Annotated in this window: 21 protein-coding genes; 14 read left to right on the top strand and 7 right to left on the bottom strand. The window is 65.1% G+C overall.

Going from position 1 to position 22,747, the window contains the following annotated elements; genetic code table 11:
• The 5 genes from XH84_RS18095 (at position 1) to XH84_RS18070 (ending at position 4,073) form a co-directional block, all read left to right on the top strand.
• On the top strand, positions 1–219 hold the full coding sequence (locus XH84_RS18095) for a hypothetical protein (protein ID WP_128922916.1): 219 nt from the start codon (positions 1–3) through the stop codon (positions 217–219).
• Positions 220–748: 529 nt separating this feature from the next.
• Positions 749–1,666 (top strand): branched-chain amino acid ABC transporter permease, encoded by a 918-nt coding sequence (locus XH84_RS18085; protein ID WP_018316878.1) that lies wholly within the window; start codon positions 749–751, stop codon positions 1,664–1,666.
• Entirely contained in the window at positions 1,663–2,607 is a 945-nt protein-coding gene (locus XH84_RS18080; protein ID WP_128922918.1) for a branched-chain amino acid ABC transporter permease, read from the top strand. Before XH84_RS18085 ends, XH84_RS18080 begins: the two co-directional genes overlap by 4 nt.
• Positions 2,600–3,367, top strand: coding sequence for an ABC transporter ATP-binding protein (locus tag XH84_RS18075; RefSeq protein ID WP_128922919.1), 768 nt, complete (start codon positions 2,600–2,602; stop codon positions 3,365–3,367). The genes XH84_RS18080 and XH84_RS18075 overlap by 8 nt, the downstream gene beginning before the upstream one ends.
• Positions 3,360–4,073, top strand: coding sequence for an ABC transporter ATP-binding protein (locus tag XH84_RS18070; RefSeq protein ID WP_128922920.1), 714 nt, complete (start codon positions 3,360–3,362; stop codon positions 4,071–4,073). The genes XH84_RS18075 and XH84_RS18070 overlap by 8 nt, the downstream gene beginning before the upstream one ends.
• Before the next feature lie 166 nt (positions 4,074–4,239).
• On the opposite strand, the gene XH84_RS18065 is transcribed toward XH84_RS18070, so the two are convergent.
• On the bottom strand, positions 4,240–5,676 hold the full coding sequence (locus tag XH84_RS18065) for a glutamine synthetase family protein (protein ID WP_128922921.1): 1,437 nt from the start codon (positions 5,674–5,676) through the stop codon (positions 4,240–4,242).
• A 151-nt stretch (positions 5,677–5,827) separates the two neighbouring features.
• Positions 5,828–7,186 carry an aromatic ring-hydroxylating dioxygenase subunit alpha gene (locus tag XH84_RS18060; protein WP_128922922.1) on the bottom strand — a complete coding sequence of 453 codons (1,359 nt, stop codon included), beginning with the start codon at positions 7,184–7,186 and terminating at the stop codon, positions 5,828–5,830.
• Between the two features lie 109 nt (positions 7,187–7,295).
• Here XH84_RS18060 and XH84_RS18055 point away from each other — a divergent pair, with 109 nt between their 5' ends.
• Complete coding sequence (locus tag XH84_RS18055) at positions 7,296–8,081, top strand: IclR family transcriptional regulator domain-containing protein (RefSeq protein WP_128922923.1); 786 nt, start codon at positions 7,296–7,298, stop codon at positions 8,079–8,081.
• Between the two features lie 68 nt (positions 8,082–8,149).
• Entirely contained in the window at positions 8,150–8,482 is a 333-nt protein-coding gene (locus tag XH84_RS18050) for a PRC-barrel domain-containing protein (RefSeq protein WP_128922924.1), read from the top strand.
• Between the two features lie 64 nt (positions 8,483–8,546).
• On the opposite strand, the gene XH84_RS18045 is transcribed toward XH84_RS18050, so the two are convergent.
• The 3 genes from XH84_RS18045 to XH84_RS18035 all read right to left on the bottom strand — a co-directional run bounded on the left by XH84_RS18045 (position 8,547) and on the right by XH84_RS18035 (position 10,912).
• Positions 8,547–9,227 (bottom strand): transglutaminase-like domain-containing protein, encoded by a 681-nt coding sequence (locus XH84_RS18045; protein ID WP_128922925.1) that lies wholly within the window; start codon positions 9,225–9,227, stop codon positions 8,547–8,549.
• A gap of 94 nt (positions 9,228–9,321) precedes the next feature.
• Positions 9,322–9,714 (bottom strand): group II truncated hemoglobin, encoded by a 393-nt coding sequence (locus XH84_RS18040; protein ID WP_128922926.1) that lies wholly within the window; start codon positions 9,712–9,714, stop codon positions 9,322–9,324.
• Between the two features lie 289 nt (positions 9,715–10,003).
• On the bottom strand, positions 10,004–10,912 hold the full coding sequence (locus tag XH84_RS18035) for a helix-turn-helix transcriptional regulator (RefSeq protein WP_128922927.1): 909 nt from the start codon (positions 10,910–10,912) through the stop codon (positions 10,004–10,006).
• Between the two features lie 137 nt (positions 10,913–11,049).
• Between XH84_RS18035 and XH84_RS18030 the strand changes: the two genes are divergently transcribed.
• From XH84_RS18030 to boxB, 4 genes are all read left to right on the top strand, one after another.
• Positions 11,050–12,591 carry a benzoate-CoA ligase family protein gene (locus XH84_RS18030; protein WP_128922928.1) on the top strand — a complete coding sequence of 514 codons (1,542 nt, stop codon included), beginning with the start codon at positions 11,050–11,052 and terminating at the stop codon, positions 12,589–12,591.
• 128 nt (positions 12,592–12,719) lie between these two features.
• Positions 12,720–13,538: an alpha/beta fold hydrolase gene (locus XH84_RS18025; RefSeq protein ID WP_128922929.1), complete on the top strand. Its 819-nt coding sequence runs from the start codon at positions 12,720–12,722 to the stop codon at positions 13,536–13,538.
• Positions 13,539–13,728: 190 nt separating this feature from the next.
• Positions 13,729–15,417, top strand: coding sequence for a 2,3-epoxybenzoyl-CoA dihydrolase (boxC, locus tag XH84_RS18020; protein WP_128922930.1), 1,689 nt, complete (start codon positions 13,729–13,731; stop codon positions 15,415–15,417).
• Positions 15,418–15,563: 146 nt separating this feature from the next.
• Positions 15,564–17,015 (top strand): benzoyl-CoA 2,3-epoxidase subunit BoxB, encoded by a 1,452-nt coding sequence (gene boxB / locus XH84_RS18015; protein WP_128922931.1) that lies wholly within the window; start codon positions 15,564–15,566, stop codon positions 17,013–17,015.
• Positions 17,016–17,179: 164 nt separating this feature from the next.
• On the opposite strand, the gene XH84_RS18010 is transcribed toward boxB, so the two are convergent.
• Both XH84_RS18010 and XH84_RS18005 read right to left on the bottom strand, forming a co-directional pair.
• On the bottom strand, positions 17,180–17,980 hold the full coding sequence (locus XH84_RS18010) for an SDR family oxidoreductase (RefSeq protein ID WP_128922932.1): 801 nt from the start codon (positions 17,978–17,980) through the stop codon (positions 17,180–17,182).
• A gap of 285 nt (positions 17,981–18,265) precedes the next feature.
• Positions 18,266–19,324 (bottom strand): polysaccharide deacetylase family protein, encoded by a 1,059-nt coding sequence (locus tag XH84_RS18005; protein WP_128922933.1) that lies wholly within the window; start codon positions 19,322–19,324, stop codon positions 18,266–18,268.
• Between the two features lie 165 nt (positions 19,325–19,489).
• On the opposite strand from XH84_RS18005, the gene XH84_RS18000 reads away from it, so the two are divergent.
• The 3 genes from XH84_RS18000 (at position 19,490) to XH84_RS17990 (ending at position 22,730) form a co-directional block, all read left to right on the top strand.
• A complete protein-coding gene (locus tag XH84_RS18000; protein WP_128922934.1) occupies positions 19,490–20,884 on the top strand; it encodes an OmpA family protein in 1,395 nt (464 codons plus the stop codon).
• A gap of 2 nt (positions 20,885–20,886) precedes the next feature.
• Complete coding sequence (locus XH84_RS17995) at positions 20,887–21,183, top strand: hypothetical protein (RefSeq protein ID WP_164936687.1); 297 nt, start codon at positions 20,887–20,889, stop codon at positions 21,181–21,183.
• Positions 21,184–21,671: 488 nt separating this feature from the next.
• A complete protein-coding gene (locus XH84_RS17990) occupies positions 21,672–22,730 on the top strand; it encodes a putative bifunctional lysylphosphatidylglycerol flippase/synthetase (RefSeq protein WP_128922936.1) in 1,059 nt (352 codons plus the stop codon).
• Positions 22,731–22,747 lie beyond the last annotated feature (17 nt).

Here is a 22,747-nt window from a genome sequence, read left to right as displayed (position 1 = left end):
ATGTCGAACATGATGCGGGACAGCCAGATCATGGCGCAGACCAGGGACGAAACTCTCGGCTACATGTCCGACATGGCGCTCGAGCTGGCGCAGATGGCGGAGGACACCGGATTGGCGACGCTCGCCTATCTGTTCCGGATGGCGGCGCTGGAGGCCTCGACGGCCAACAGCGTGCTCGCCGAACCGGATGACCTTCCCCAGCAGATGACGTCGCACTAGACGCATCCGCCTTTACATTTCGACGAAGTCCGCATCCTCTCCTCGGACAACAAGCCGAGGGGAGGATGATTGCATGTGGACCCAAGAGATTGGCCGCTAAAGGCTCCACGGCGTCATGGCCGGGCATAGCCGTCCGAAGGACGGTGTCGCTTTCGCTCGCCTATGTCCCGGCCATCCACGTCCAGCCACATGGCACGAAGAACGTGGATGCCCGGGCCTTCGCCTCGCAGAAGCGGCTTCGGCCGCGCAGGCGGGACAAGCCCGGGCATGACGTCCTGCGGCAGGTTGCCCCAGCCTGCACGGCAGCTTTCTTGCAAGCGCTTTGGCAAGGCGTTTTGGTTCTGGCCGGGCGGATTTTGCGGCGCGCCGGGATGCAACAAAGTGCATGTTTGGTGTCGAATCGCTCTTGCCTCGGAACGATACTGCCATTACCCATTTTTCGGCCTTGAAGAGGCAGGGGGAGCTCTTTCACTGATGGCGACATCGTTCGAACATCGGCGCGACGCTGCGTGCGCCTGAAAGAGTCTTGATGCTGCTCGTCGTCGAACAGTTCTTGAACGGATTGCAGTTCGGCCTGCTGCTGTTCCTGCTCGCCGCCGGTCTGACGCTGGTGTTCGGGATCATGGATCTCGTCAACCTCGCGCACGGCTCGCTCTACATGATGGGCGCCTATTTCGCCGCGACCTTCGCGGCGTGGACCGGCAGCTTCCTGCTCGGTGCGCTGATGGCGCTCGGCGCGACGCTGGTGCTCGGCATCGTGCTCGAGATGAGTGCGCTGCGGCATCTCTATGGCCGCGACCATCTCGACCACGTGCTCGCGACCTTCGGCCTGATCCTGTTCTTCAACGAAGCCGTGCGGCTGATCTGGGGCCCCGCCGGCCTCGCGTTGCCGCTGCCGGCCTGGCTCACCGTGCCGGTGCCGATCCTGCCCGGCATTCACTATCCCGCCTATCGCCTCGCCATCATCATCGTGGCGCTGTTGGTGGCGCTCCTGCTCTATCTCGGCGTGATGCGAACCCGCATCGGCATGCTGATCCGGGCAGGGGCCTCCAACCGCGAGATGATCGGCGCGCTCGGCATCAACATCAAGCTGCTCTACACGCTGGTGTTCGGCTTAGGTGCGGCGCTCGCAGGCTTGGCCGGGCTGATGCAGGCGCCGATCCTCACCGTGCAGATCGGCATGGGCGAGAACATCCTGATCCTCGCTTTCGTCATCATCGTGATCGGCGGCATCGGCTCGATCCGCGGCGCGTTCCTCGCCGCGATCTTCGTCGGCATGATCGACACGCTCGGCCGCGCCTTTCTGCCCAATCTGCTCCGGCAGGTCTTGAGCGGCGCCGCCGCCTCCACCGCCGCGCCCGCGCTGTCCTCCATGCTGATCTACCTGTTGATGGCGATCGTGCTGGTGGTGCGGCCGGAGGGGCTGTTTCCGGCCAACCGTCGATGAAGAATTTGACTGTGAGCAAGGCCGTCACGGCCCTGATGCTGGCGGGCCTCGTGCTGCTGCCGCTCTATTCGCAAGCGTCCGGCAACGTCTTCATCCTGACGCTGTTCACCCGCATCATCATCCTGGCGCTGGCGGCGGCGAGCCTCAACCTCATCATGGGCTTTGGCGGCATGATGAGCTTCGGCCATGCCGCCTATCTCGGCATCGGCGGCTATGCCGTCGGCATGCTGGCGCAGGAAGGCGTCGGCTCCGGCTTCATCCAGTTTCCGGTCGCGCTCGCGGCCTCCGCGATCTACGCGCTGGTGATCGGCGCGCTCTCACTTCGCACCCGCGGCGTCTATTTCATCATGATCACGCTCGCCTTCGCCCAGATGGCCTACTACGTCGCCTCGGGCCTTGCGCGTTACGGCGGCGACGACGGCCTCACCGTCTACAAGCGCAGCGACTTCTCCGGGCTGATCAACCTCTCGAACCGCACGCAGTTCTATTATCTCTGCCTTGCCTGCCTGCTCGGCGTGATCTTCCTGATCTGGCGCATCGTCAATTCGCGCTTCGGCCTCGTCGTGCAGGGGCTGCGCTCCAACGAGCAGCGCATGCAGGCGATCGGCTTTCCCGCCAAGCGCTACCAACTGGTCTGCTTCGTCATCTCAGGCACCATGTGCGGCCTTGCCGGCGCGCTGCTCGCCAACAACACCGACTTCGTCAGCCCGGCGGTGATGTACTGGACCCGCTCCGGCGACCTCATGGTGATGGTGATCTTAGGGGGCATGGGCACGCTGTTCGGCCCGATCATGGGCGCGGTGGTGTATCTTCTGCTGGAAGAATTCCTGTCGCAGATCACCGAATATTGGGCGCTGATCATGGGCCCGCTGCTGCTGCTGATCGTGCTGTTCGGGCGCGGCGGCATCATGGGCATGCTCGGGAGGGTCGGCCGTGGCTGAACCTCTGCTTCGCGTCGAAAAGCTGGTGCGCCGCTTCGGCGGCATCATCGCCACCGACAATGTCTCGCTCGACGTCGCGGCCGGCGAGCTGCACGCCATCATCGGCCCGAACGGTGCCGGCAAGACCACGCTGATCAGCCAGCTCACCGGGCATCTCGCGCCGCATTCCGGCAGCGTCTCGCTGGCGGGGCGCGACATCACATACTTACCGGCCTATCGCCGCTGTGCGCTCGGTCTCGCGCGTTCGTTCCAGATCACCTCGCTGCTGCTCGATTTCACCGCTGCGGACAACGTCGCGCTGGCGGCGCAGGCGCATGCCGGCACCTCGTTCCGCTTCTTCGCCAATGCGCGCAAAGAGCGACCCTTGCGCGATGCCGCGCATGCCGCGCTCGACCGCGTCGGTCTCGCCCATCGCGCCGATGTGCTGGTGTCGAAGCTGAGCCATGGCGAGCGGCGCCAGATCGAGCTTGCGGTCGCGCTCGCCAGCAAGCCGAAACTGCTGCTGCTCGACGAGCCCATGGCCGGCCTCGGCGTCACCGAATCCCAGGGCATGGTGAAGCTGCTCCAGGAGCTGCGGAAAGAGGTCTCGATCGTGCTGGTCGAGCACGACATGCCGGCGGTGTTCGCGCTCGCCGACCGCATCTCGGTGCTGGTCTATGGCCGCGTCATCGCCTCCGGCGATCCCGCCGCAATCCGGGCCAACGAGGACGTCAAGCGCGCCTATCTCGGCGACCAGCATGTGGTGACGCATCATGGCTGACACGCTGCTCGACGTCGACGGCATCGAGACCTGCTACGGCCTCTCCCAGGTGCTGTTCGGCCTGTCGCTGTCGATCAAGCCGGGCGAGATGGTCTCGCTGATGGGCCGCAACGGCATGGGCAAGACCACCACGATCCGCTCGATCATGGGCCTGACGCCGGCCCGCGCAGGCGCGATCCGTTTTGCCGGCGCCGAGGTCAGGCAGCTGCCGTCCTACAGAATTGCAAAACTCGGCGTCGGTCTCGTTCCCGAGGGACGCCAGATCTTTCCGAACCTGACCGTGCGCGAAAACCTGGTCGCGGCCGCCGCCGATCGCTTCGGCAGCCCCAATCCCTGGACGCTGGCGGCGATCTACGTGCTGTTCCCGCGTCTCGCCGAACGCGCGGCCAATATGGGCAACCAGCTCTCCGGCGGCGAGCAGCAGATGCTCGCGATCGGTCGTGCGCTGATGACCAATCCGAAGCTGCTGATTCTGGACGAAGCGACCGAGGGCCTCGCGCCGCTGATCCGCGAAGAAATCTGGCACTGTCTGTCGCTGCTCAAGAGCCGGGGGCAGTCGATCCTGGTCGTCGACAAGAACGTCGACCATCTCGCCCGCATCTGCGATCGCCATTACATCATCGAGCGCGGCAAGACGGTGTGGAGCGGCAGCTCCGACGAGCTGATGGCCGAGCCGGATCTGCAGCACAAGTATCTGGGGATTTGAGGCCGCGTGAGGGGCAAAGAGCCCGCGCCGCACACTCGTCATTGCGAGGAGCGACGAAGCAATCCAGGCTGCCTCTGCGGAAACATCTCTGGATTGCTTCGCTGCGCTCGCAATGACGGTGGAGAGAGCGGTGTCCCTCTCCAACGACTCCCTGGGGCGATACAGCTCAAAACACCTCGAAATACTCGCGGTGCTCCCAGTCGGTCACTTCGGACAGGAAGCGGTCGATCTCGGCGTTCTTGATGTGGGTGTAATAGTCGACGAATTCCGCCCCGAGCTTCTCGCGGAAGAACGGATCGTCCTTCAGCGCGGCGACGGCATCGCGCAAGCTCTTCGGCAGCAGCGGCGCCTTGGTCTCGTAGGGCGTGTCGGCGGAGGGGCCGGGATCGAGCTTGCGGTCGACACCGTCGAGGCCGGAGAGAATCTGAGAGGCCATGTAGAGATAGGGATTGGCGGCGGGCTCGCCGATGCGGTTCTCCAGGCGCGTTGCGGCATCACCCGCGCCGCCGAGCACGCGGATCATCACGCCGCGATTGTCGCGGCCCCAGATCGCGCGGTCCGGCGCCAGCGAATAGGAGCGGTAGCGCTTGTAGCCGTTGATGGTCGGCGTGGTGAACAATGTCGAGGCGCGGGCGTGGTCGAGCAGGCCGGCGAGGTAGGCCTTGCCGAACGCGCTGAACGGTTCGCCGCCGTCCTTCGCCATGAACTGGTTCTCGCCGCTCGCGCGCGAGACGATCGACTGATGCAGATGCCAGCCGCTCGCGAACACGTTCGGCAGCTTCGGCCGGCACATGAAGGTGGCGTGATAACCGTGGCGGCGCGCGATCTGCTTCACCGCGGAGCGGAACAGCACCATGTTGTCGGCGGGCTCCAGCCCCTTCCGCGGCGCGAAGGTGAATTCGCACTGGCTCGGCCCGAACTCGACCTCGACCGAGCGCAGCGGCAACCCGAGCGCGACGATGTCGCGGCGGAGGATCTCCAGCACCGGCTCCATCTGGTCGAAGCGCTGCTCGGTGAGGTATTGATAGCCGTGGCTGAGCAGGCTCACCGACGGCGGCGTGCCGGGCTGGCCGGCATCCTCGGGCCGCATATGCGCGTCGTCGAGCCCAAAGATGTGGAATTCGACCTCGAGGCCGGCGACGAAATCGTGGCCGCGGCCGGCGAGCTCGTCGAGCACCTTGCGGTAGAGCGAGCGCGTCGCGAACGGCACCGGGCGGCCGTCGGCAAAATAGAGGTCGCACAGCACCCAGCCCGTCGCCGGCGCCCATGGCAAGACGCGAAACGTGGTGGGGTCGGCGACCATCAGCACGTCGGCCGCGCCCTCCATCTCCTTCATGCCGAAACCGCCGCCCGCGGTGAACACGGGAAATACCGTGCGGTGCGAGGTGTCCTTGGCGAGCATGGTGGTGGTGATGGAGCAGCCGCTCTCCAGCGAGGCGATCGCTTCAGTGGCGATGATGGTCTTGCCGCGCAGGATGCCGTGCTGGTCGGGGAAGGCGAGGCGAATGACCTCGAGATTCTTCTCCTCGACGAGACGGCGCATGCGCGCTGCGGCGTCCGTTTGCTCATCCGACCACAGCGCATGACGCGCGACGAAAGTCACTTTGGTACTCCTTCAGTCGTGAGGCGCGAAGCATGCGCCACATTCTCCGTCATTGCGAGGAGCTCTTGCGACGAAGCAATCCAGGGTCTCTCCTGAGAGGCAGTCTGGATTGGTTCGCTGCGCTCGCAATGACGGGGATAGGCCGTCACTCCTATTCCGCCGCCGTCAGCTTATGCACGTTATCAGCGATCTCCTTCGGCACCGGGGCGGTCCAGGGCGCGCCGCGGCGGCGCTTGACGTCGACTTCCATCCAATAGGTCTCCCAGCCCCGCGTCGGCCCGATGCCGTCCATGGTCGCCGGTCCCTGGATCGAGCGCGCATTGGCTTCGTCCAGAAACAGCATCGGCTTCTCGCCGCCGCAGACCTTCTCGATCTCCTGCCGCAGCAGGCGGCGGTACTGCACGATCGCCTTGTCGCTCGAGCCGAGATGCTCCTTGGTGCGGTCCTGGATCGCGCCCATCGATTCCACCGCCCACTGGTCGTGGACGTTGATGTCGGTGCCCATGCCGGTATAGGTCGCGGTCTGCTGCTCGTGTGGATCGAAGCCGTAATCGTTAGCTCTGTTCTTGCGCGATTTGTAATCGGGCAGCTCATAGAGCTCGAGCCGCTGGTCGCGCATCTTCTGCTTGTCGACCGGGTTCGAATAGCTGGTGAAGATCGCGTACCAGTAGCAGTTCTGGTCATCGACCGGAACGTGCCATTGCGTGATCGTCATCTCCGTGCTCATGGGGATGACGAAGCCGTGCGGGAACAGCTGGTTGGTGACGCGCACGTGGGTGCGCTCCTCGTCGATCTCGCGCAGCGCGATCAGTCTGAGGCCGTATTCGGTGTGCTCGACATTGATGATCGGACGGTCGTACTCGCGCAGGATCTTCGTCATCGGCAGATCGGACCCGGCGGAGGCGCCACGGAATTGCTTGCCGTAGGCGGTGGAGGTGTCCTCGTCCTCGAAGAAGCGATGCAGGTAGGAGGCGTGCGCGGGATCGATGCCCACCTCCAGCGCCTGGAGCCAGTTGCAGGCCATGTGGCCCTTGAATGCAAAGGTGTGCGTGCCGGGCGCGACGAAGCAGTCGATCTCCGGGAAGGCGGGCGGGGTGCCCTCGCCGAGATAGGCCCAAAGGATGCCGCTCTTCTCGACCACGGGATAGGAGCGTTGGCGGATGTTTTGGCAGAGCTTTGAGTCTTTCGGCTCGGCCGGCGTCTCGATGCATTGGCCGGTCGCGTCGAACAGCCAGCCGTGGAAGGCGCAGCGCAGGCCGCCATGCTCCAGCCGCCCGAAGGCGAGGTCGGCGCCGCGATGGGCGCAGTGGCGATCCATCAGGCCGTAGCGTCCCGTCTCGTCGCGGAACAGCACCAGGTTCTCGCCGAGCAGTTTGACCGGACGGATCGGGCGAGCGCCCTCCAGCTCGTCCACCAGCGCCGCCGGCTGCCAGTAGCTCCGCATCAGTCTGCCGCACGGATCCTTCGGCCCGGTGCGGGTGATCAGGTCGTTCTGCTCCTGGCTCATCATGGCGCATGCATCCTTGTGGAGTGGCGTTTGTTCGCCTATTGAACGAATGGGCGAATTATGACATGCCTTGGACCGGCAGCAAGCACTATTTTGCAGGATTGTCCCACCCATGCCCAAGCTGAAGCGGAGCGAGAGCGAGGAGCGCGCGACGGATTTCGTCGAGGCGCTCGATCGCGGCCTGCGCCTGCTGCAATGTTTCGGCACGAATGCAGGCCCGATGACGCTGAGCGATCTTGCCCGCGCCGCCGATCTGCCGCGCGCCACGACGCGGCGCATGCTGTTCACGCTTCAGCGCGGCGGCTTTGTCAGCGGCGACGGCAAGCTGTTCTCGCTGACGCCGCACGTGCTGACGCTGGCAGCGTCCTATTTGCGGTCCAATCAGCTCGTCGCGGTGCTGCAGCCCGTGCTCGATCGCATCGCGGCCGCCGCGCAGGAAATCTCATCGCTCGCCGTGCTCGACGGCGATGACGTCGTGTTCATTGCCCGGGGGAGTCCGGCGCGGGTGTTCTCGGGCGGGTTGGAGATTGGCTACCGCCTGCCTTCCTTCTGCACCTCGGTCGGCCGCGCCATGCTCGGCCAGCTCGACGATGCGGCCCTTGCCGCGCGTCTGAAGGCGATGACGCGGGAGGCGCTGACGCCGCAGACGGTGACGGACCCGAAGGCGCTGCTCGCCCGCATCACCGCCGACCGCGCGCAAGGCTATTCCCTGGTCGACCGCGAGGCCGAACCGCATTTCCGCTCGATCTCGGTCCCAATCCGCCGTTACGACGGCGTGATCGTCGCCGCCATCAACATGGGCGCCCATGTCGATCGCGTGCCGGCGCAGGAGCTGATCGATCGCTTCCTGCCGTTGCTGCAGGCGGGGGCGGCGTCGTTGCGGTCGCAACTCCTGTAGAGTAGAGCCATTCCCGCTGTCTCGAAACTGGTGCTATAATGCAAGCATGAGAGAACAGGGAGGACGCCATGAATCATACCATGGTTCCCAGTGATCGCGTGGAGCGCGTCGCCGTTTACGGCCGCGACGGTACGAAGCTCGGCACGATCGAACGGCTGATGCTCGACAAGATGAGCGGAATGGTTGCCTATGCGGTGATCAAGACCGGCGGACTGCTCGATACCCATCATCACTACCCTCTGCAGTGGAGCGCGTTGAAATACGACCCGCGGCGCGAGGCGTTCCAGATCGAGTTGACTTTGGACGAACTCAGCAGCGGCCCGTGCGAGTTCGATGGCGATGCGTTCGACTGGGGTGACCGTTCGCGGTCCTACCCGCATCCGCATTATTGGTCGGTCTAGCAAGTCGGCCTGGCTGCGCGTCTAACGGTGCGGACACGGCGTCGGGAGGCGCGCTCATCGTGCGCTACCGGGCCTCGGCCTCGCGCTCCATGTCGCGGCCCGAAAGGTCCTCGCCCTGCATGTTGGCATAGTCACGCGCCATCTCGCGCATCAGGAACTTGGCCGGGACGTCGTGATAGGTGCCGCGGTCGTTGACGTATTGCATGTAGGCGCGGCCCTCGGCGTCGAAGGGATGCAGCAGCGCGTCGGTGTGACCGTCGAAATCGAGCGGCGCCACGCCGACCTTGGCGCACAGCGTGTCGTTGAAGGTCGGCGTCGCCTTGCGCCAGGCGCCATCGACATGCACCTCCGTAAAGCCGTGCCAGGTGAAGATGTCGGTGCCCATGCTCGCGCGCAGCTTCTCGGTGGTGAGATGGTTCTTCACGTCGGCAAAGCCGACCCGTGCGGGAATGCCGTGGACGCGGCAGGCGGCGGCGTAGAGCGCGGCCTTGCCGACGCAATAGCCCTGGCCCGCGGCAAGCACGCTCGAGGCGCGAAACGTCTCGGCGACGCGCATGCTGACATAGGGGTTATAGCGGATGCCGTCGCGCACCGCCTTGTAGAGCACGCTCGCCTTCTCGCGCGCACTCGCATCCGCGCGCACCGCGTCGTTCGCAAAGTGCTGCACGGTGGGATGATCGCTGTCGATGTACTCGCCGGGATCGGTGTAGAGGCGGCGGATGGTGTCGGGGAGGATGTCGGTCATGTCCAGAGCTTAGCAGGCGATCGCCGCGGAACTCAAATCACGCGATACGGGTGCATGGTGCGCCTTCGAATTGCGCTGAGGCGCTGCCTCCGTCTCACTGCCGGTTGCGCATCCAGTCGGCAAGCCCCGATAGCGCCTTGTCGAGCTCCTGCCGCGCAGTGCTATCTGTGATCGTCTCCTCCATCGCGCCGCGCATGCAGAGCATCCACGCATCGCGCTCGGCATCGCCGATGGCAAAGCCGAAATGGCGCTGGCGCAGCCGCGGATGGCCCTTCTCGGGGGTGTAGAGGCGCGGGCCGCCGGTCCATTCGGTGAGATAACGCTTCAGCACGTCCCTGATCAGGCCGAGGTCGTCCGCGTGCATGGCGCGGATGACCTTCGCCTCCGGCAGCGTGTCCATGCGCTCGTAGAAGCGATCGACGAGGGCGTCGATCGTGGCGCTGCCGCCGATCCGCTCGAATATGGAGGTGACGTCGGTAGAGGTCATTGTCGGTCCCAAGGCTTGCTGATGGACGTTGATATCGTGTCGCGGGATGTTGGGCAAAATCCCCGCTGTCGTCCCGGACAAGCGCAGCTCTGGACAACGCAACGCGTTGTCGAGAGCGGAGCGCCGGTCCGGGACCCATAGCCACAGGGAGATGTCTGGCGAAGACTCGTGGTTGCCAGCTCGCGCAACGACTTCTCCCTGGGAGTATGGGTCCCGGATCTGCGCGCGTTTGGGGCGCGCTTGTCCGGGACGACAGCGGAGAGTGTAGCTCTAGCGAGATCCAATCGCCCTACAGCGCCACACTGCGCAGCCCGAAGCTGCGGGCCTCGTTCTGCAGCACCGGCCTTACCGCATCGATCAGCCGCGCGGCGGCCGCATCAACGGAGAGGCCCGCAGTGTCCACCACGGCGGTCGCGCGCGAATACAGCGGCTCGCGGCTGAGCAGGATGTTGCGCAGCTCCGCCATTGCAGAGCGATCGTCCGCCATCGGACGCAGGTCGCCCTGGCGACGGACCCGGGCCATATGCTCCTCGGGCTCGGCCTTCAGCCAGATCGTGTAGAACGAGGTCAGGATCTGGTCGAAGGTCAAAGGCTCCGAGACGATGCCGCCGCCGGTCGCCAGCACCATCAGCTCGTTGCGCGCCAGCAGCTGCTGCAGCGCCGCCTGCTCCATGCGGCGAAAGCCCTCCTGGCCGTAGAGCGCGATGATCTCGGCGACCGAGAGCCCGTTCTGCTGCTCGACCTCCTTGTTGAGCTCGACGAAGCTCCAGCCGATCTTCTTCGCCAGGATCTTGCCGAGCGTCGACTTGCCGGCGCCGCGCAGGCCGATCAGCGCGATGCCGCAGAACGGCGCGCGCCGCGGCGCGGTGGCGCTGCCCCCGGCGAGCAGATCCTTGGCCTGCGCGATCTGCGCCGGCGTCGCCTTGCGCAGGAGATCGCGAAACATCTGCCAGTCCGGCGTCGGCTCGGCCGAGGGAAGCAGGTCCTCGAGATGCGCGCCCATCGCGTCGGAGACGCGGCGCAGCAGCACGATCGAGACGTTGCCCTTGCCGCTTTCGAGCTGCGCGATGTAGCGCTCCGAGATTCCTGATACCTTGGCGAGCACCTTGCGCGACATGCCGCGCAACGCGCGCATGGTGCGCACGCGCTGGCCGAGCTGTTCGAGGAAGTGGGATTCGGCGTCGGGACTGTCGGTCATGAGCCTTCTTTAAGGGATGTCTTCTTGAAGGTTGTCCTGCGGCGCATTTTAATGAAACATAGTGCCTGCTGGCATTGACAGCAAGCCGCCGCGGTGTCTTTCTATGAATTATAATTCTAAATTCGGGGGAGAAGTCCGTGAGCGAGGGATCCTACAACGCGGTGACCTGGCTGCTCGACCGTAACGTCAGGGAGGGCCGGGGTAGCAAGCTGGCCTTCGACGACACCGTCTCGCGGCTCACTTATGGCGAACTCCAGCAACAGACCCGGTGCGCCGCGAACATGCTGCGCCGGCTCGGCGTCCGCCGCGAGGAGCGTGTCGCGATGATCATGCTGGATACGGTCGACTTTCCGATCGTGTTCCTGGGCGCGATCCGCGCCGGCATCGTGCCGGTGCCACTGAACACGCTGCTGACCGCGGATCAATACGCCTACATCCTCGCCGACTGCCGTGCGCGCGTGCTGTTCGTCTCCGAAGCGCTCTATCCCGTCATCAGGGACGTCGTCGGCCGCATGCCCGACCTCGAGCATGTCGTGGTCTCCGGCGCCAAGCAGAACGGCCACAAGCAACTTGCCGAGGAGCTCGCCGGCGAGAGTGATCAGTTCACCACCGCCGCGACGCATCCCGACGAGCCGGCGTTCTGGCTCTACTCGTCGGGGTCAACGGGCATGCCGAAGGGCGTGCGCCACATCCATTCCAATTTGCAGGCGACCGCCGACACCTATGCCAAACAGGTGCTCGGTATCCGCGAGAGCGATGTGTGTCTCTCCGCCGCAAAGCTGTTCTTCGCCTATGGGCTCGGCAATGCGCTGACCTTCCCGATGTCGGTCGGCGCCAGTGTGATCCTCAACAGCGAGCGTCCCACGCCGGCGCGCATGTTCGACCTGATGAACCGCTACAACCCCTCGATCCTCTACGGCGTGCCGACCTTGTTCGCGGCGATGCTCAACGACGAGACGATGAAGGCCGAGCGTGGCGGCAAGAGCTTGCGCATCTGCACCTCCGCCGGCGAGGCGCTGCCGGAATCCGTCGGCCACAGCTGGAAGGCACGCTTCGGCGTCGACATTCTCGACGGCGTCGGCTCGACCGAGCTGCTCCATATTTTTCTCTCGAACGCCCCCGGCGACATCAAATACGGCTCGTCCGGCAGGCCGGTGCCGGGCTATGCGGTCCGGCTCGTCAACGAAGCCGGGCAGGACGTCGCCGACGGCGAGGTCGGCGAATTGCTGGTCGATGCGCCCTCCGCCGGCGAAGGCTATTGGAATCAGCGCCACAAGAGCCGCCGCACCTTCGAGGGACCGTGGACCCGCACCGGCGACAAATATGTCCGCGACAGCGAGGGCCGTTACACGTTCTGCGGCCGCGCCGACGACATGTTCAAGGTCTCCGGCATCTGGGTCTCGCCGTTCGAGGTCGAGAGCGCGCTGATCACGCATCCCGCTGTGCTGGAAGCGGCCGTCGTGCCGGAAGCCGATCCGGAAGGCCTGTTGAAGCCAAAAGCCTTCGTCGTGCTGCGCCCCGGCGCGACAACGGCGGGGTTGCAAGAGATGCTCAAGGAGCACGTCAAGCAGAAGATCGGCCCGTGGAAATATCCGCGCTGGATCGACGTGGTGGACTCGCTGCCGAAAACGGCGACGGGCAAGATCCAGCGGTTCAAGCTGCGGGAAGGGACGCATTAGTCGACCAGGCACGACGGTTCGTCATGGCCGGGCTTGACCCGGCCATCCACGTGCCACCGCGAAGGAGGAAAGACGTGGATGCCCGGGTCAAGCCCGGGCATGACGACGGAGAGAAAGAGCGACGCTCCATGACCAACCTCACTCCCACCGGCTTCCTCAGCATCGGCACCGCCAGCCTCGAATACAAATGGCTCGCGCCGCAATCCGCCGACGCGCCCACCATCGTCATGCTGCACGAAGGCCTCGGCTCGGTCGGCCTGTGGGGCGATTTCCCCGAGAAGCTGCAGCAGGCCACCGGCGCCGGCATCTTCCTTTACGCGCGCGCCGGCTACGGCCAATCGAGCTCCGTCGCGCTGCCGCGCCCACTCGATTACATGCAGCGCGAGGCGCTCGACGTGCTGCCGAAAGTGCTCGACGCGATTTCCTTCAAGCGCGGCCTTCTGCTCGGCCATTCCGACGGCGCCTCGATTGCGGCGATCTATGCCGGCTCACACCAGGATCACCGTCTGCAGGGCATCGCATTGATCGCACCGCATTTCATCGTCGAGGACGTCTCGGTGAAATCGATCGCGGCGATCAAGACGACGTTCGAGACCACCGACCTCAAGGCAAAGCTGTCGCGCTGGCATAAGGACGTCGACAACGCCTTCTATGGTTGGAACGGCGCCTGGCTCGATCCAAAATTCCGCGATTGGGACATCTCCGAATACCTCGCTTATATCCGCGTCCCAGTCCTTGTCGTCCAGGGCAAGGACGACCAGTACGGCACCTTGCGTCAGGTCGAGATCGCGCAGGAAGAGTGCTACTGCCCGGTCGACGTGAAGATCATCTCTGGCGCGGGCCATTCGCCGCAGCGTGAGTCGCCGGTGGCGACGCTCGAGGCGATCGCGCAGTTCGCGACAGCGGCGCTACGCGATGATCAGGGGCTGCAAGGCCGCGCGGCGTGATGGCGGCGGCGGTCTGACAGATACCGAACCCGCAGAACGCAACGGGCTCGGAGCGTCCGCGCCGTCCGTCTCCCTCTAGATGAAACAAAATGCATGTGAGCCCGTTTAAGGGGTAGACGCGCCCAAAAAGATGCACTATTGTGCATCTAACGCTACGGCGATCATGCATAATCAAACTCAGGGATGACCCATGGCCGGGGAAGATCGGCGCCTCGCAGGCGGCGCGACATTCATCGATTTTCAGACCGAACCGTCCCGCTACAAGCACTGGAAGCTCGCGGTCGAGGGCGGCGTCGCGACGCTGACCATGGATGTCGACGAGAATGGCGGCCTGTTCGAGGGCTATCTGCTCAAGCTCAATTCCTACGATCTCGGCGTCGACATCGAGCTTGCGGACGCGCTTCAGCGCCTGCGCTTCGAGCATCCCGAGGTCAAGGTCGTGGTGATGCGATCGGCCAAGAACCGCGTGTTCTGCGCCGGCGCCAACATCCGCATGCTCGCGGGCTCCACGCACGCCCACAAGGTCAATTTCTGCAAGTTCACCAACGAGACCCGCAACGGCATGGAAGATTCTTCTGAGAATTCCGGCCAGCGCTTCATCACGGTGGTGAACGGCTCGGCCGCCGGCGGCGGCTACGAGCTGGCGCTTGCGACCGACCACATCATCCTCGCCGACGACGGCTCCTCTGCCGTTGCGCTGCCCGAGGTGCCGCTGCTCGCGGTGCTGCCGGGCACCGGCGGCCTCACGCGCGTCGTCGACAAGCGCAAGGTGCGCCGCGACCACGCTGATTTCTTCTGCACCATCGAGGAAGGTGTGAAGGGCAAGCGCGCCGTGCAATGGCGTCTGGTCGACGAGATCGCGCCGAACTCCAAGTTAGAGACCAAGATCGCCGAGCGTGCCAAGGAGTTCGCGGCGGCCTCGAAGCGCAACGGCAGCGGCAAGGGCATCGCGCTGACGCCGCTCAAGCGCCTGATCGACGAAAACAGCATCCGCTACGGCTTCGTCACGGTCGACATCGATCGCACGGCCCGCCTCGCCGCGATCTCGATCAAGGCGCCGGAGACTGCGCCGCCCGCCGACATCGACGGCATGATGGCGCAAGGCGCCTCGTTCTGGCCGCTGCAAGTGGCGCGCGAGCTCGACGATGCCATCCTGCATTTGCGCATCAACGAGCTCGAGATTGCCATGCTGGTGTTCAAGAGCCATGGCGACCGCGCCCACGTGCTCGCGGCAGACGCCTTCCTCGAAGCCAACAAGGCGCATTGGCTGGTCAACGAGATCCGCCATTACTGGAAGCGCGTCTTGAAGCGCATCGACGTCACCTCGCGCACGCTGGTGACGCTGGTCGAGCCCGGCTCCTGCTTTGCCGGAACGCTCGCCGAGCTCGTCTTCGCCGCCGACCGCTCCTACATGCTGATCGGCACGCGCCAGGGCGACAACCGTCCGCCGCCGTCGATCGAGCTCTCCGCGATGAATTTCGGCCCCTATCCGATGAGCCATGGCCTGACGCGGCTGCAATCGCGCTTCCAGGCCGATCCCTCCGATGTGGAGCGCGCGGAAGCAACGCTCGGCACCAGCCTCGACGCCGAACAAGCCGAGGAGCTCGGCCTCGTCACCTTCGCGCTCGACGACATCGACTGGGACGACGAGGTTCGCGTCTTTCTCGAGGAGCGCGCCAGCTTCTCGCCCGACAGCCTCACCGGCATGGAGGCAAGCCTGCGCTTCGTCGGCCCCGAGACGATGGAATCGAAGATCTTCGCGCGCCTCACCGCGTGGCAGAACTGGATCTTCCAGCGGCCCAACGCGGTCGGCGAGGAAGGCGCGCTGCGCCGCTACGGTAGCGGCCAGAAGCCGAAATTCGATATGACGCGAGTGTAGCTATCGTGTCCCGGGCGCGCTGCGGCACAAAGTGATGCTGCGCAGAACCGGGACCCAGACGGACCAGACATAGGTCCCGGCTCAGCAGTGCAGCACTTCGCGCCGCACTGCGTCCGGGACACGAGACCGGAGCAAGGAGCACGGCCATGAACATGAACATCATGAACGTCGACTACTCGACCAAGATTCCGAACAACGTCAATCTCGCCGAAGACCGCCAGGTGCTCAAGGCACTGGAGGGCTGGCATCCCGGCTACATGGATTGGTGGAGCGACATGGGGCCGGAAGGCTTCCAGGAATCGCTGGTCTATTTGCGCACCGCCTATTCGGTCGATCCGCGCGGCTGGGCCAAGTTCGATTATGTGCGCATGCCCGAATATCGCTGGGGCATTCTCCTGGCGCCGCAGGAAGAGAACCGCGTCGTGCCCTTCGGCGAGCATTATGGCGAGCCGGCCTGGCAGGAAGTCCCGGGCGAGCACCGCGCCATGCTGCGCCGCCTGATCGTGATCCAGGGCGACACCGAGCCGGCCTCGGTCGAGCAGCAGCGCCATCTCGGCAAGACCGCGCCCTCGCTCTACGACATGCGCAATTTGTTCCAGGTCAACGTCGAAGAAGGCCGTCACCTCTGGGCGATGGTCTATCTGCTGCAGAAATATTTCGGTCGCGACGGCCGCGAGGAAGCGGACGATCTGCTGCGCCGCCGCTCCGGCGATGCCGACGCGCCGCGCATGCTGGGCGCCTTCAACGAGGCGACGCCGGACTGGCTGTCCTTCTTCATGTTCACCTACTTCACCGATCGCGACGGCAAGATGCAGTTGCATTCGCTCGCGCAGTCCGGCTTCGATCCGCTGTCGCGCACCTGCCGCTTCATGCTGACGGAGGAAGCGCATCACATGTTCGTCGGCGAGACCGGCATCACCCGCGTCGTGCAGCGCACCTGCGACGCCATGCGCGAAGCCGGCATCACCGATCCCACCGACATCGCAAAGGTCCGCGCGCTCGGGGTGATCGATCTTCCGACCATCCAGAAGAAGCTGAACCTGCACTACACGCTGTCGCTCGACCTGTTCGGCTCGGAAGTCTCGACCAACGCGGCCAACGCCTTCAACGCCGGCATCAAGGGCCGCTATCACGAGACCCAGATCGAGGACGATCACCAGCTCAAGAACGCCACCTATCCGGTGCTGAAGTTCATCAACGGCGAGATCAAGCTGGTGGACGAGCCGGCGCTGACCGCGCTCAACATGCGCCTGCGCGACGATTACAGCCAGGACTGCGTCAAGGGCATGCTGCGCTGGAACAAGGTGATCTCGACCGCGGGCTACGACTTCAAGCTGGCCTTGCCCAACGTCGCCTTCCACCGCCACATCGGCGAGTTCAAGGACGTGCACGCCACGCCCGACGGCATTTTGATCGACGACGCCACCTGGGCCAGGCGCAAGGACGAGTGGCTGCCCTCGACCAGCGACGGCGACTTCATCACCTCGCTGATGCAGCCCGTCACCGAGACCGGCAAGTACGCCTCGTGGATCTCGCCGCCGAAGGTCGGCATCGACAACAAGCCCGGCGATTTCGAGTACGTGAAGATCGAGTCGTAAGAGCTGAAAGCGAGGCGCAGCGCGCGCCACACACTCACCTGTCGTCGCCCGGCTTGACCGGGCGATCCAGTATTCCAGAGACTGTTGTGATAGAGCCGGGAGGCCGCGGCGTACTGGATGCCCCGGTCAAGCCGGGGCATGACAGCGGAGTTTGAAGCGGGAAACTACCCCGCGATCTCCAACCCGGCATTCGCGTACACCACGCCGCCGTCGACCGCGATGGTGTTGCCGACCACGTAGTCGCCCGCACGCGAGGCGAGATAGATCGCGACCCCCGCCATGTCCTCGTCGGTGCCGATCCGGCGCGACGGAATGCGCTTTGCGACCTCGTCTGAGTGGTCGCGCGCGGCCCGGTTCATGTCGGACTTGAAGGCGCCGGGCGCGATCGCGGTGACGTTGATGTTGTCCTTGATCAGCTTGGTCGCCAGGCGCCGCGTCAGGTGGATCACCGCGGCCTTGCTGGCGGCGTAGGAATAGGTCTCGCCCGGATTGACGAAGATGCCGTCGACCGAGGCGATGTTGATCACCTTCGCCGGACGGTCCGCGCGCGCCGCCGCGCGCAGCGGTTTCGCCAGAGCCTTGGTCAGGAAGAACAGTGACTTGACGTTGAGGTCCATCACCTTGTCCCAGCCGCTTTCGGGGAATTCGTCGAACTCCGCGCCCCAGGCCGCGCCGGCATTGTTGACGAGGATGTCGAGCTTCGGCTCCAGCTTGATGATCTCGGAGGCCAACCTGTCGCAGCCTTCGATGGTGGAGATGTCGATCGGCAGCGCGATGCATTCGCCGTCATATCGCGCGGTGAGCTCCTTGGCGGTCGCCTCGCAAGGTCCGGCCTTGCGCGCGGTGATGTAGACCTTTGCGGCGCCGGCGCTGAGAAATCCCGCCGCGATCATCTTGCCGATGCCGCGCGAGCCGCCGGTCACCAGCGCGACACGGCCTTTGAGCGAGAACAGATCGTTGAACATGATGCCTCCCTTGGTTGGCGTTGTTTTGGGCGGGCCGGGGAGGGGAGTCAAGGAAGGGGCTTGGGTGAGATCGGAGTGAGACACGACAGCGGCTCAACCAACTCGGTGTCGTCCCGGACAAGCGTAAGCGCAGATCCGGGACCCATAGCCACAGGGAGTGGTTTGGTGAAGATTGGTCGTTCGGGATTGGCAGCGCATACCGATCGAGAGGTCACGCGGTATGGGTCCCGGATCTGCGCACGCTGAGGGCGCGCTTGTCCGGGACGACAGCGGAGGTTGGAGGGGCTACGCCGCCGCGATCCGGCGGAAGCCGTTCCACATCGCGGTTGCGGCGCCCGAGGTCAATACCGGCAGGATTCGCGCGTCCTGGTAGTTGCCGTTGAGCGAGACCCGCGGCAGCCCCGTCATCTGGCCGGCATTTTCGGCAAACAGCATGCCGGGCCGCGTCGTCACCGCGGTCTTGAAGCCGGCCGTTGCAGCAAGGCCGAATTCGCGCATCCCGGCGGCGTCGCGGTCGCCATAGGGATAGGCGAGATGCAGCACGGGGCACTGCAGCGCCTGCTCGATCCGCGCGCGGCTCACGGCCAGCTCCTGCGCGGCGATGTCTTCGGCCAGCTTGGCGAGGTTGCAATGGCTGACGCTATGGGCGCCGATCATGACCAGCGGGTCGGCGGCAAAGGCCTTCAGCTCGGTCCAGGACAGGCAGAGGCTACGGCACAGCGCGGCCATGTCGACGTCGTACGTCGTGCAGAGCGCCTCGATCTCTCGCGCCAGATCATGCTCGCCCGGTAGCGCACGTAGCCAGTCGTGCAGGCGGTCGAACGCGGCCTGCTTGGCCGCAGGCGTCGTTGCATCGAGCCGCAGCGCGGAATGGCCGATCTTGACGTCGATCTGCTCGGCCTTGGCGATCACGGCTTCCAGCGCCGTCCACCATAGCCGTCCCGTCCCTTCCGCAAAATCGCTCGCGACATAGACCGTCAGCGGGGCGTCGAACTCGCGCAGCACCGGCAGCGCGTGGTCCAGATTGTCGCGATAGCCGTCGTCGAAGGTGAAGGCGGCGAAGCGGCGGTCGAAGCGGCCCTGCACCAGCCGCTCATGCAGCTCGTCCATGGTGACGATGTCGATGTCGCGCGAGCGCAAATGGCACAGCGTCGCGCGCAGGAATTCGGGGGTGACCTCGAGATGCCGGTTCGGCTGGAACGCGGCGTCGCGGGCCGGCCGGACGTGGTGCAGCATGAAAATGGCACCGACGCCCGACAAAAGCGGGCGCAGCAGGTGGTGCGCCCCGCTGAAATAGAGTGCTCCCAGCCCGGCGCGGATGACGTTGTTACGCAGTTGTTTCATGACCCGCTGGCGGACTCTGGCATTCCGTCTTCAACTTACGGAAGAACCCTTGAAGAAAAAGTTATTCCGATTGTCCGACCCCGTGCCTTCGGAAGGGCACCATTTCCGGTTTGACAGCCTGCCAAGGGTTTGTTTTGTCTCCGGTTCCAGAGTTCGGGTCGTCGAATGCAGAAGCTTTTCAGGTGGGCCAGCAAATGGTGGCCGGGGCTGATTCCCCTGGCCGTCATGTGGGGATTTGCGGCCTGGAATAACACCTTACCGGTCGAGGCCGACCTGTCGGCCCGCAGCTCGGCGGCGCTGAAAGGGACCGTCCTGGATAAGACCCGGATCGCGGTCGACGGCCGCGACGTCAGCCTGGTCGCGGACGCCTTCTCCGAGGAGGGGCGCCGCGACGCCGTGACGGCGGTCGAGACCGTCCCCGGCGTGCGCCTGGTCGACGACCGCACCCGCCTCGTTCCCGAGGCCCAGCCGTTCGTCTGGAACGCCGAACGCGACGTGGTGCGGGTGACGCTGTCGGGCTCCGCGCCGCTGCCGTCGATCAAGGGCCGGCTGACCGAGGCGGCCCGCAAGGAGGTCGGCGGCGCCGAGGTGGCCGACCAGATGGGGCTGGCGCGCGGCGCGCCGCCGCGGTTCGAGGCCGCCGCGATGCTGCTGCTCGATCAGATCGGCAGGCTGAAGGACGGCAAGATCACGATCACGGATACCAAGGTCAATCTGTCGGGCATGGCGCGCGAGCTCGGCGGCCGGGAGGCGATCGCAGCTGCGCTGAAGAACCTGCCGGAGGGCTTTTCGATCGCCGCCAACGACGTCAAGGCGCCGCCCTATATCTTCCAGGCCTACAAGGATCCGGTCGCGGCGACGGTGACGCTGACCGGCTACGTGCCCGACAACAATGTGCACACGGCGATCGCCACCAGCGCCGCGCGAAAATTCTTCACCGAGAAGGTCGTCGACAATCTCAAGGCCAGCATCGGCGCCCCCGGCTCCTTCAACACGGCCGTGGTCGCAGCGCTCGGCGCGCTGTCGCGACTGTCGACCGGCACGCTCGTCGTGTCCGATCGCGAGGTGAAGCTGTCGGGCGATGCGCTCTACGAAGGGGCCGCCAACGACATCCGTGCAGGCCTCGGCAAGGACTTCCCGAAGAACTGGCAGTACAAGCCGGAGATCACCGTGAAGCCTGCGGCAGGGCCGGTCGACGGCACGGTGTGCCAGCAATTGTTCACGGACCTCCTGGGCAAGGGCAAGATCCGCTTCACGCCCAAGCGTGCCGACATCGATCCGGATTCCGCCGCCATCCTCGATCATCTGATCGAGACGGCGCTACGTTGCCCGACCGTGAATATCGAGGTTGCCGGGCACACCGATGCCGACGGCGAGGACGGCTTCAACCGGGCTCTCTCGGAGAAGCGCGCGCAGGCGGTGATCGACTATCTGGTCAAGGCCGGCCTGCCCGCCAATCGCTTCACCGCGGTCGGCCATGGCAGCACGCAGCCCGTCGCCGGCAACGATACCGACGACGGCAAGGCGCAGAACCGCCGCATCGAATTTCTGGTGAGGTGACGATGCCCTATCTCGTCTCGTTCCATCTGGGTTGGCTGATCGGCTCGGTGCTGCTGGGCTTCTGCATGGGCTGGATCTCGGTGGTCCAGCGCGGCAACGGCACCTCGAAGGTGACCGCGCGCTGGCTCGCCGCGCTTGCTGCCGCCCTGGTCGCTGCCTCGTTTGCCCATGTGGTCCCCGGCCGCTTCGGCTACTGGCTCGACCTCGGCCTGATCATGTTCGCCTGCTACCTCGTCGGCTGCACCATCGGCGCCTGGCTGCGTGATCGGGTGGTCTCGCGCAGCCAGCCTGCGGCCTGAGCCTCCGGCCCGCGAAGGATCGCACCGGCGCCTGTCGGCGCCGCGATCCGGCCGCTCCCTGGCCTGCCTTTCGCTGCCGCGACCTTCCGGCGCATCGGAAAACCGGTGAACGGTGCCTGGTCGCCGCCCTCTTTCAACAGGCGAACCCGCCACATAGATTGACGTCAGCCTAAGGCGTGACGGAACATTGTGCGGCCGAAATCATCAAAACTTCATGGCGTCTGCGCAGGATTGCCAAGGAGATTCGCGTCAAGCCTTGCCGCCGAAGGCGCCAAACCGTGCATCAGGAGCCCGCAACCCTGCCTAAAATATTGAAGGCACGTGTTTTTGTTCGAATTGGCGAATTCCACTCCGCCCGAAAACGCGCTAGTGGAGGGGCAGGGGGCATGCGCGATGCCGGAGCCGGCGGCGAGGGTTCGTTGAGCGCCTGTGCGTCGTCCGCCCGTCCGCCGGCCACTCTGGCCGCTGAAGCGTTATTCGAGGTCTAGATGCTGGAAGCCATACGCAGAGCGATGACGTTTCTGCGCCAGAAGCAAATCCTGCATAAGCTTGGAGTTGTGATCAGCGTCGCGGTCATCGGCATCGCTTGCTATGTGCTGTACCACATGCTGCGCGGCATCGACTTCAACGAGGTCCTCGAAGCGATCAAGAGCACCGAGCCGAGGCAGATCGCGATGGCGGCGCTGTTCGTCGCCGCGGGCTATTTCACCCTGACCTTCTACGACCTGTTTGCCGTGCGCGCGATCGGCCACGCCGAGGTGCCCTATCGCATCAACGCGCTCGCCGCCTTCACCAGCTATTCGATCGGCCACAATGTCGGCGCATCCGTCTTCACCGGCGGCGCGGTGCGCTACCGCATCTATTCGGCCTATGGGCTGAACGCGATCGACGTCGCCAAGATCTGCTTCCTCGCCGGCCTGACCTTCTGGCTCGGCAATGCCGCCGTGCTCGGCCTCGGCATCTCCTATCATCCCGAGGCCGCCGCCGCGATCGATCAGCTTCCGCCATGGCTGAACCGGGCGCTGGCGCTGATGATCGTCACGGGCCTGGTCGGCTACGTGGTCTGGGTCTGGACCCAGCCGCGCGTGGTCGGCCGCGGACCCTGGACCGTGGTGCTGCCGGGCGGCCCGCTGACGCTGCTCCAGATCGCGATCGGCATCATCGATCTCGGCTTCTGCGCGCTCGCGATGTACGTGCTGGTCCCGGACGAGCCCAATCTCGGCTTCGTGGTGGTCGCGGTGATCTTCGTCTCGGCGACGCTGCTCGGGTTCGCCAGCCATTCGCCCGGCGGGCTCGGTGTGTTCGACGCCGCGATGCTGGTCGGCCTCTGGCAGATGGACCGCGAGGAGCTTCTCGGCGGCATGCTGCTGTTCCGCGTCCTCTATTATCTGTCCCCCTTCGTCATCTCTGTAATCTTGCTGACGTTTCGCGAAGTTATTATCGGCGCACGATCGAAGCGCCTGCAGCAGGCGGCGCTCAAGCTCGACCCCGGCCCGGCGCGCGAAGCCGCCTATGTGAGAGAGCGTAGCGACGGCGCCAAATCTTAGGACAAGCCCTCCAGGAG

The organism is Bradyrhizobium nanningense, from assembly GCF_004114535.1.
GTDB classification, from domain to species: domain Bacteria; phylum Pseudomonadota; class Alphaproteobacteria; order Rhizobiales; family Xanthobacteraceae; genus Bradyrhizobium; species Bradyrhizobium nanningense.
This window is presented reverse-complemented; position numbering and strand designations above follow the sequence as displayed.

What these genes read in the sequence shown, in the direction of transcription:
- XH84_RS18095 (WP_128922916.1), top strand. Translation starts at nt 1, where the DNA reads ATGTCGAACATGATGCGGGACAGCCAGATCATGGCGCAGACCAGGGAC.
- XH84_RS18085 (WP_018316878.1), top strand. Translation starts at nt 749, where the DNA reads ATGCTGCTCGTCGTCGAACAGTTCTTGAACGGATTGCAGTTCGGCCTG.
- XH84_RS18080 (WP_128922918.1), top strand. Translation starts at nt 1,663, where the DNA reads ATGAAGAATTTGACTGTGAGCAAGGCCGTCACGGCCCTGATGCTGGCG.
- XH84_RS18070 (WP_128922920.1), top strand. Translation starts at nt 3,360, where the DNA reads ATGGCTGACACGCTGCTCGACGTCGACGGCATCGAGACCTGCTACGGC.
- XH84_RS18060 (WP_128922922.1), bottom strand. Translation starts at nt 7,186, where the DNA reads ATGATGAGCCAGGAGCAGAACGACCTGATCACCCGCACCGGGCCGAAG.
- XH84_RS18055 (WP_128922923.1), top strand. Translation starts at nt 7,296, where the DNA reads ATGCCCAAGCTGAAGCGGAGCGAGAGCGAGGAGCGCGCGACGGATTTC.
- XH84_RS18050 (WP_128922924.1), top strand. Translation starts at nt 8,150, where the DNA reads ATGAATCATACCATGGTTCCCAGTGATCGCGTGGAGCGCGTCGCCGTT.
- XH84_RS18045 (WP_128922925.1), bottom strand. Translation starts at nt 9,227, where the DNA reads ATGACCGACATCCTCCCCGACACCATCCGCCGCCTCTACACCGATCCC.
- XH84_RS18040 (WP_128922926.1), bottom strand. Translation starts at nt 9,714, where the DNA reads ATGACCTCTACCGACGTCACCTCCATATTCGAGCGGATCGGCGGCAGC.
- XH84_RS18035 (WP_128922927.1), bottom strand. Translation starts at nt 10,912, where the DNA reads ATGACCGACAGTCCCGACGCCGAATCCCACTTCCTCGAACAGCTCGGC.
- XH84_RS18025 (WP_128922929.1), top strand. Translation starts at nt 12,720, where the DNA reads ATGACCAACCTCACTCCCACCGGCTTCCTCAGCATCGGCACCGCCAGC.
- boxC (WP_128922930.1), top strand. Translation starts at nt 13,729, where the DNA reads ATGGCCGGGGAAGATCGGCGCCTCGCAGGCGGCGCGACATTCATCGAT.
- boxB (WP_128922931.1), top strand. Translation starts at nt 15,564, where the DNA reads ATGAACATGAACATCATGAACGTCGACTACTCGACCAAGATTCCGAAC.
- XH84_RS18010 (WP_128922932.1), bottom strand. Translation starts at nt 17,980, where the DNA reads ATGTTCAACGATCTGTTCTCGCTCAAAGGCCGTGTCGCGCTGGTGACC.
- XH84_RS18005 (WP_128922933.1), bottom strand. Translation starts at nt 19,324, where the DNA reads ATGAAACAACTGCGTAACAACGTCATCCGCGCCGGGCTGGGAGCACTC.
- XH84_RS18000 (WP_128922934.1), top strand. Translation starts at nt 19,490, where the DNA reads ATGCAGAAGCTTTTCAGGTGGGCCAGCAAATGGTGGCCGGGGCTGATT.
- XH84_RS17995 (WP_164936687.1), top strand. Translation starts at nt 20,887, where the DNA reads ATGCCCTATCTCGTCTCGTTCCATCTGGGTTGGCTGATCGGCTCGGTG.
- XH84_RS17990 (WP_128922936.1), top strand. Translation starts at nt 21,672, where the DNA reads ATGCTGGAAGCCATACGCAGAGCGATGACGTTTCTGCGCCAGAAGCAA.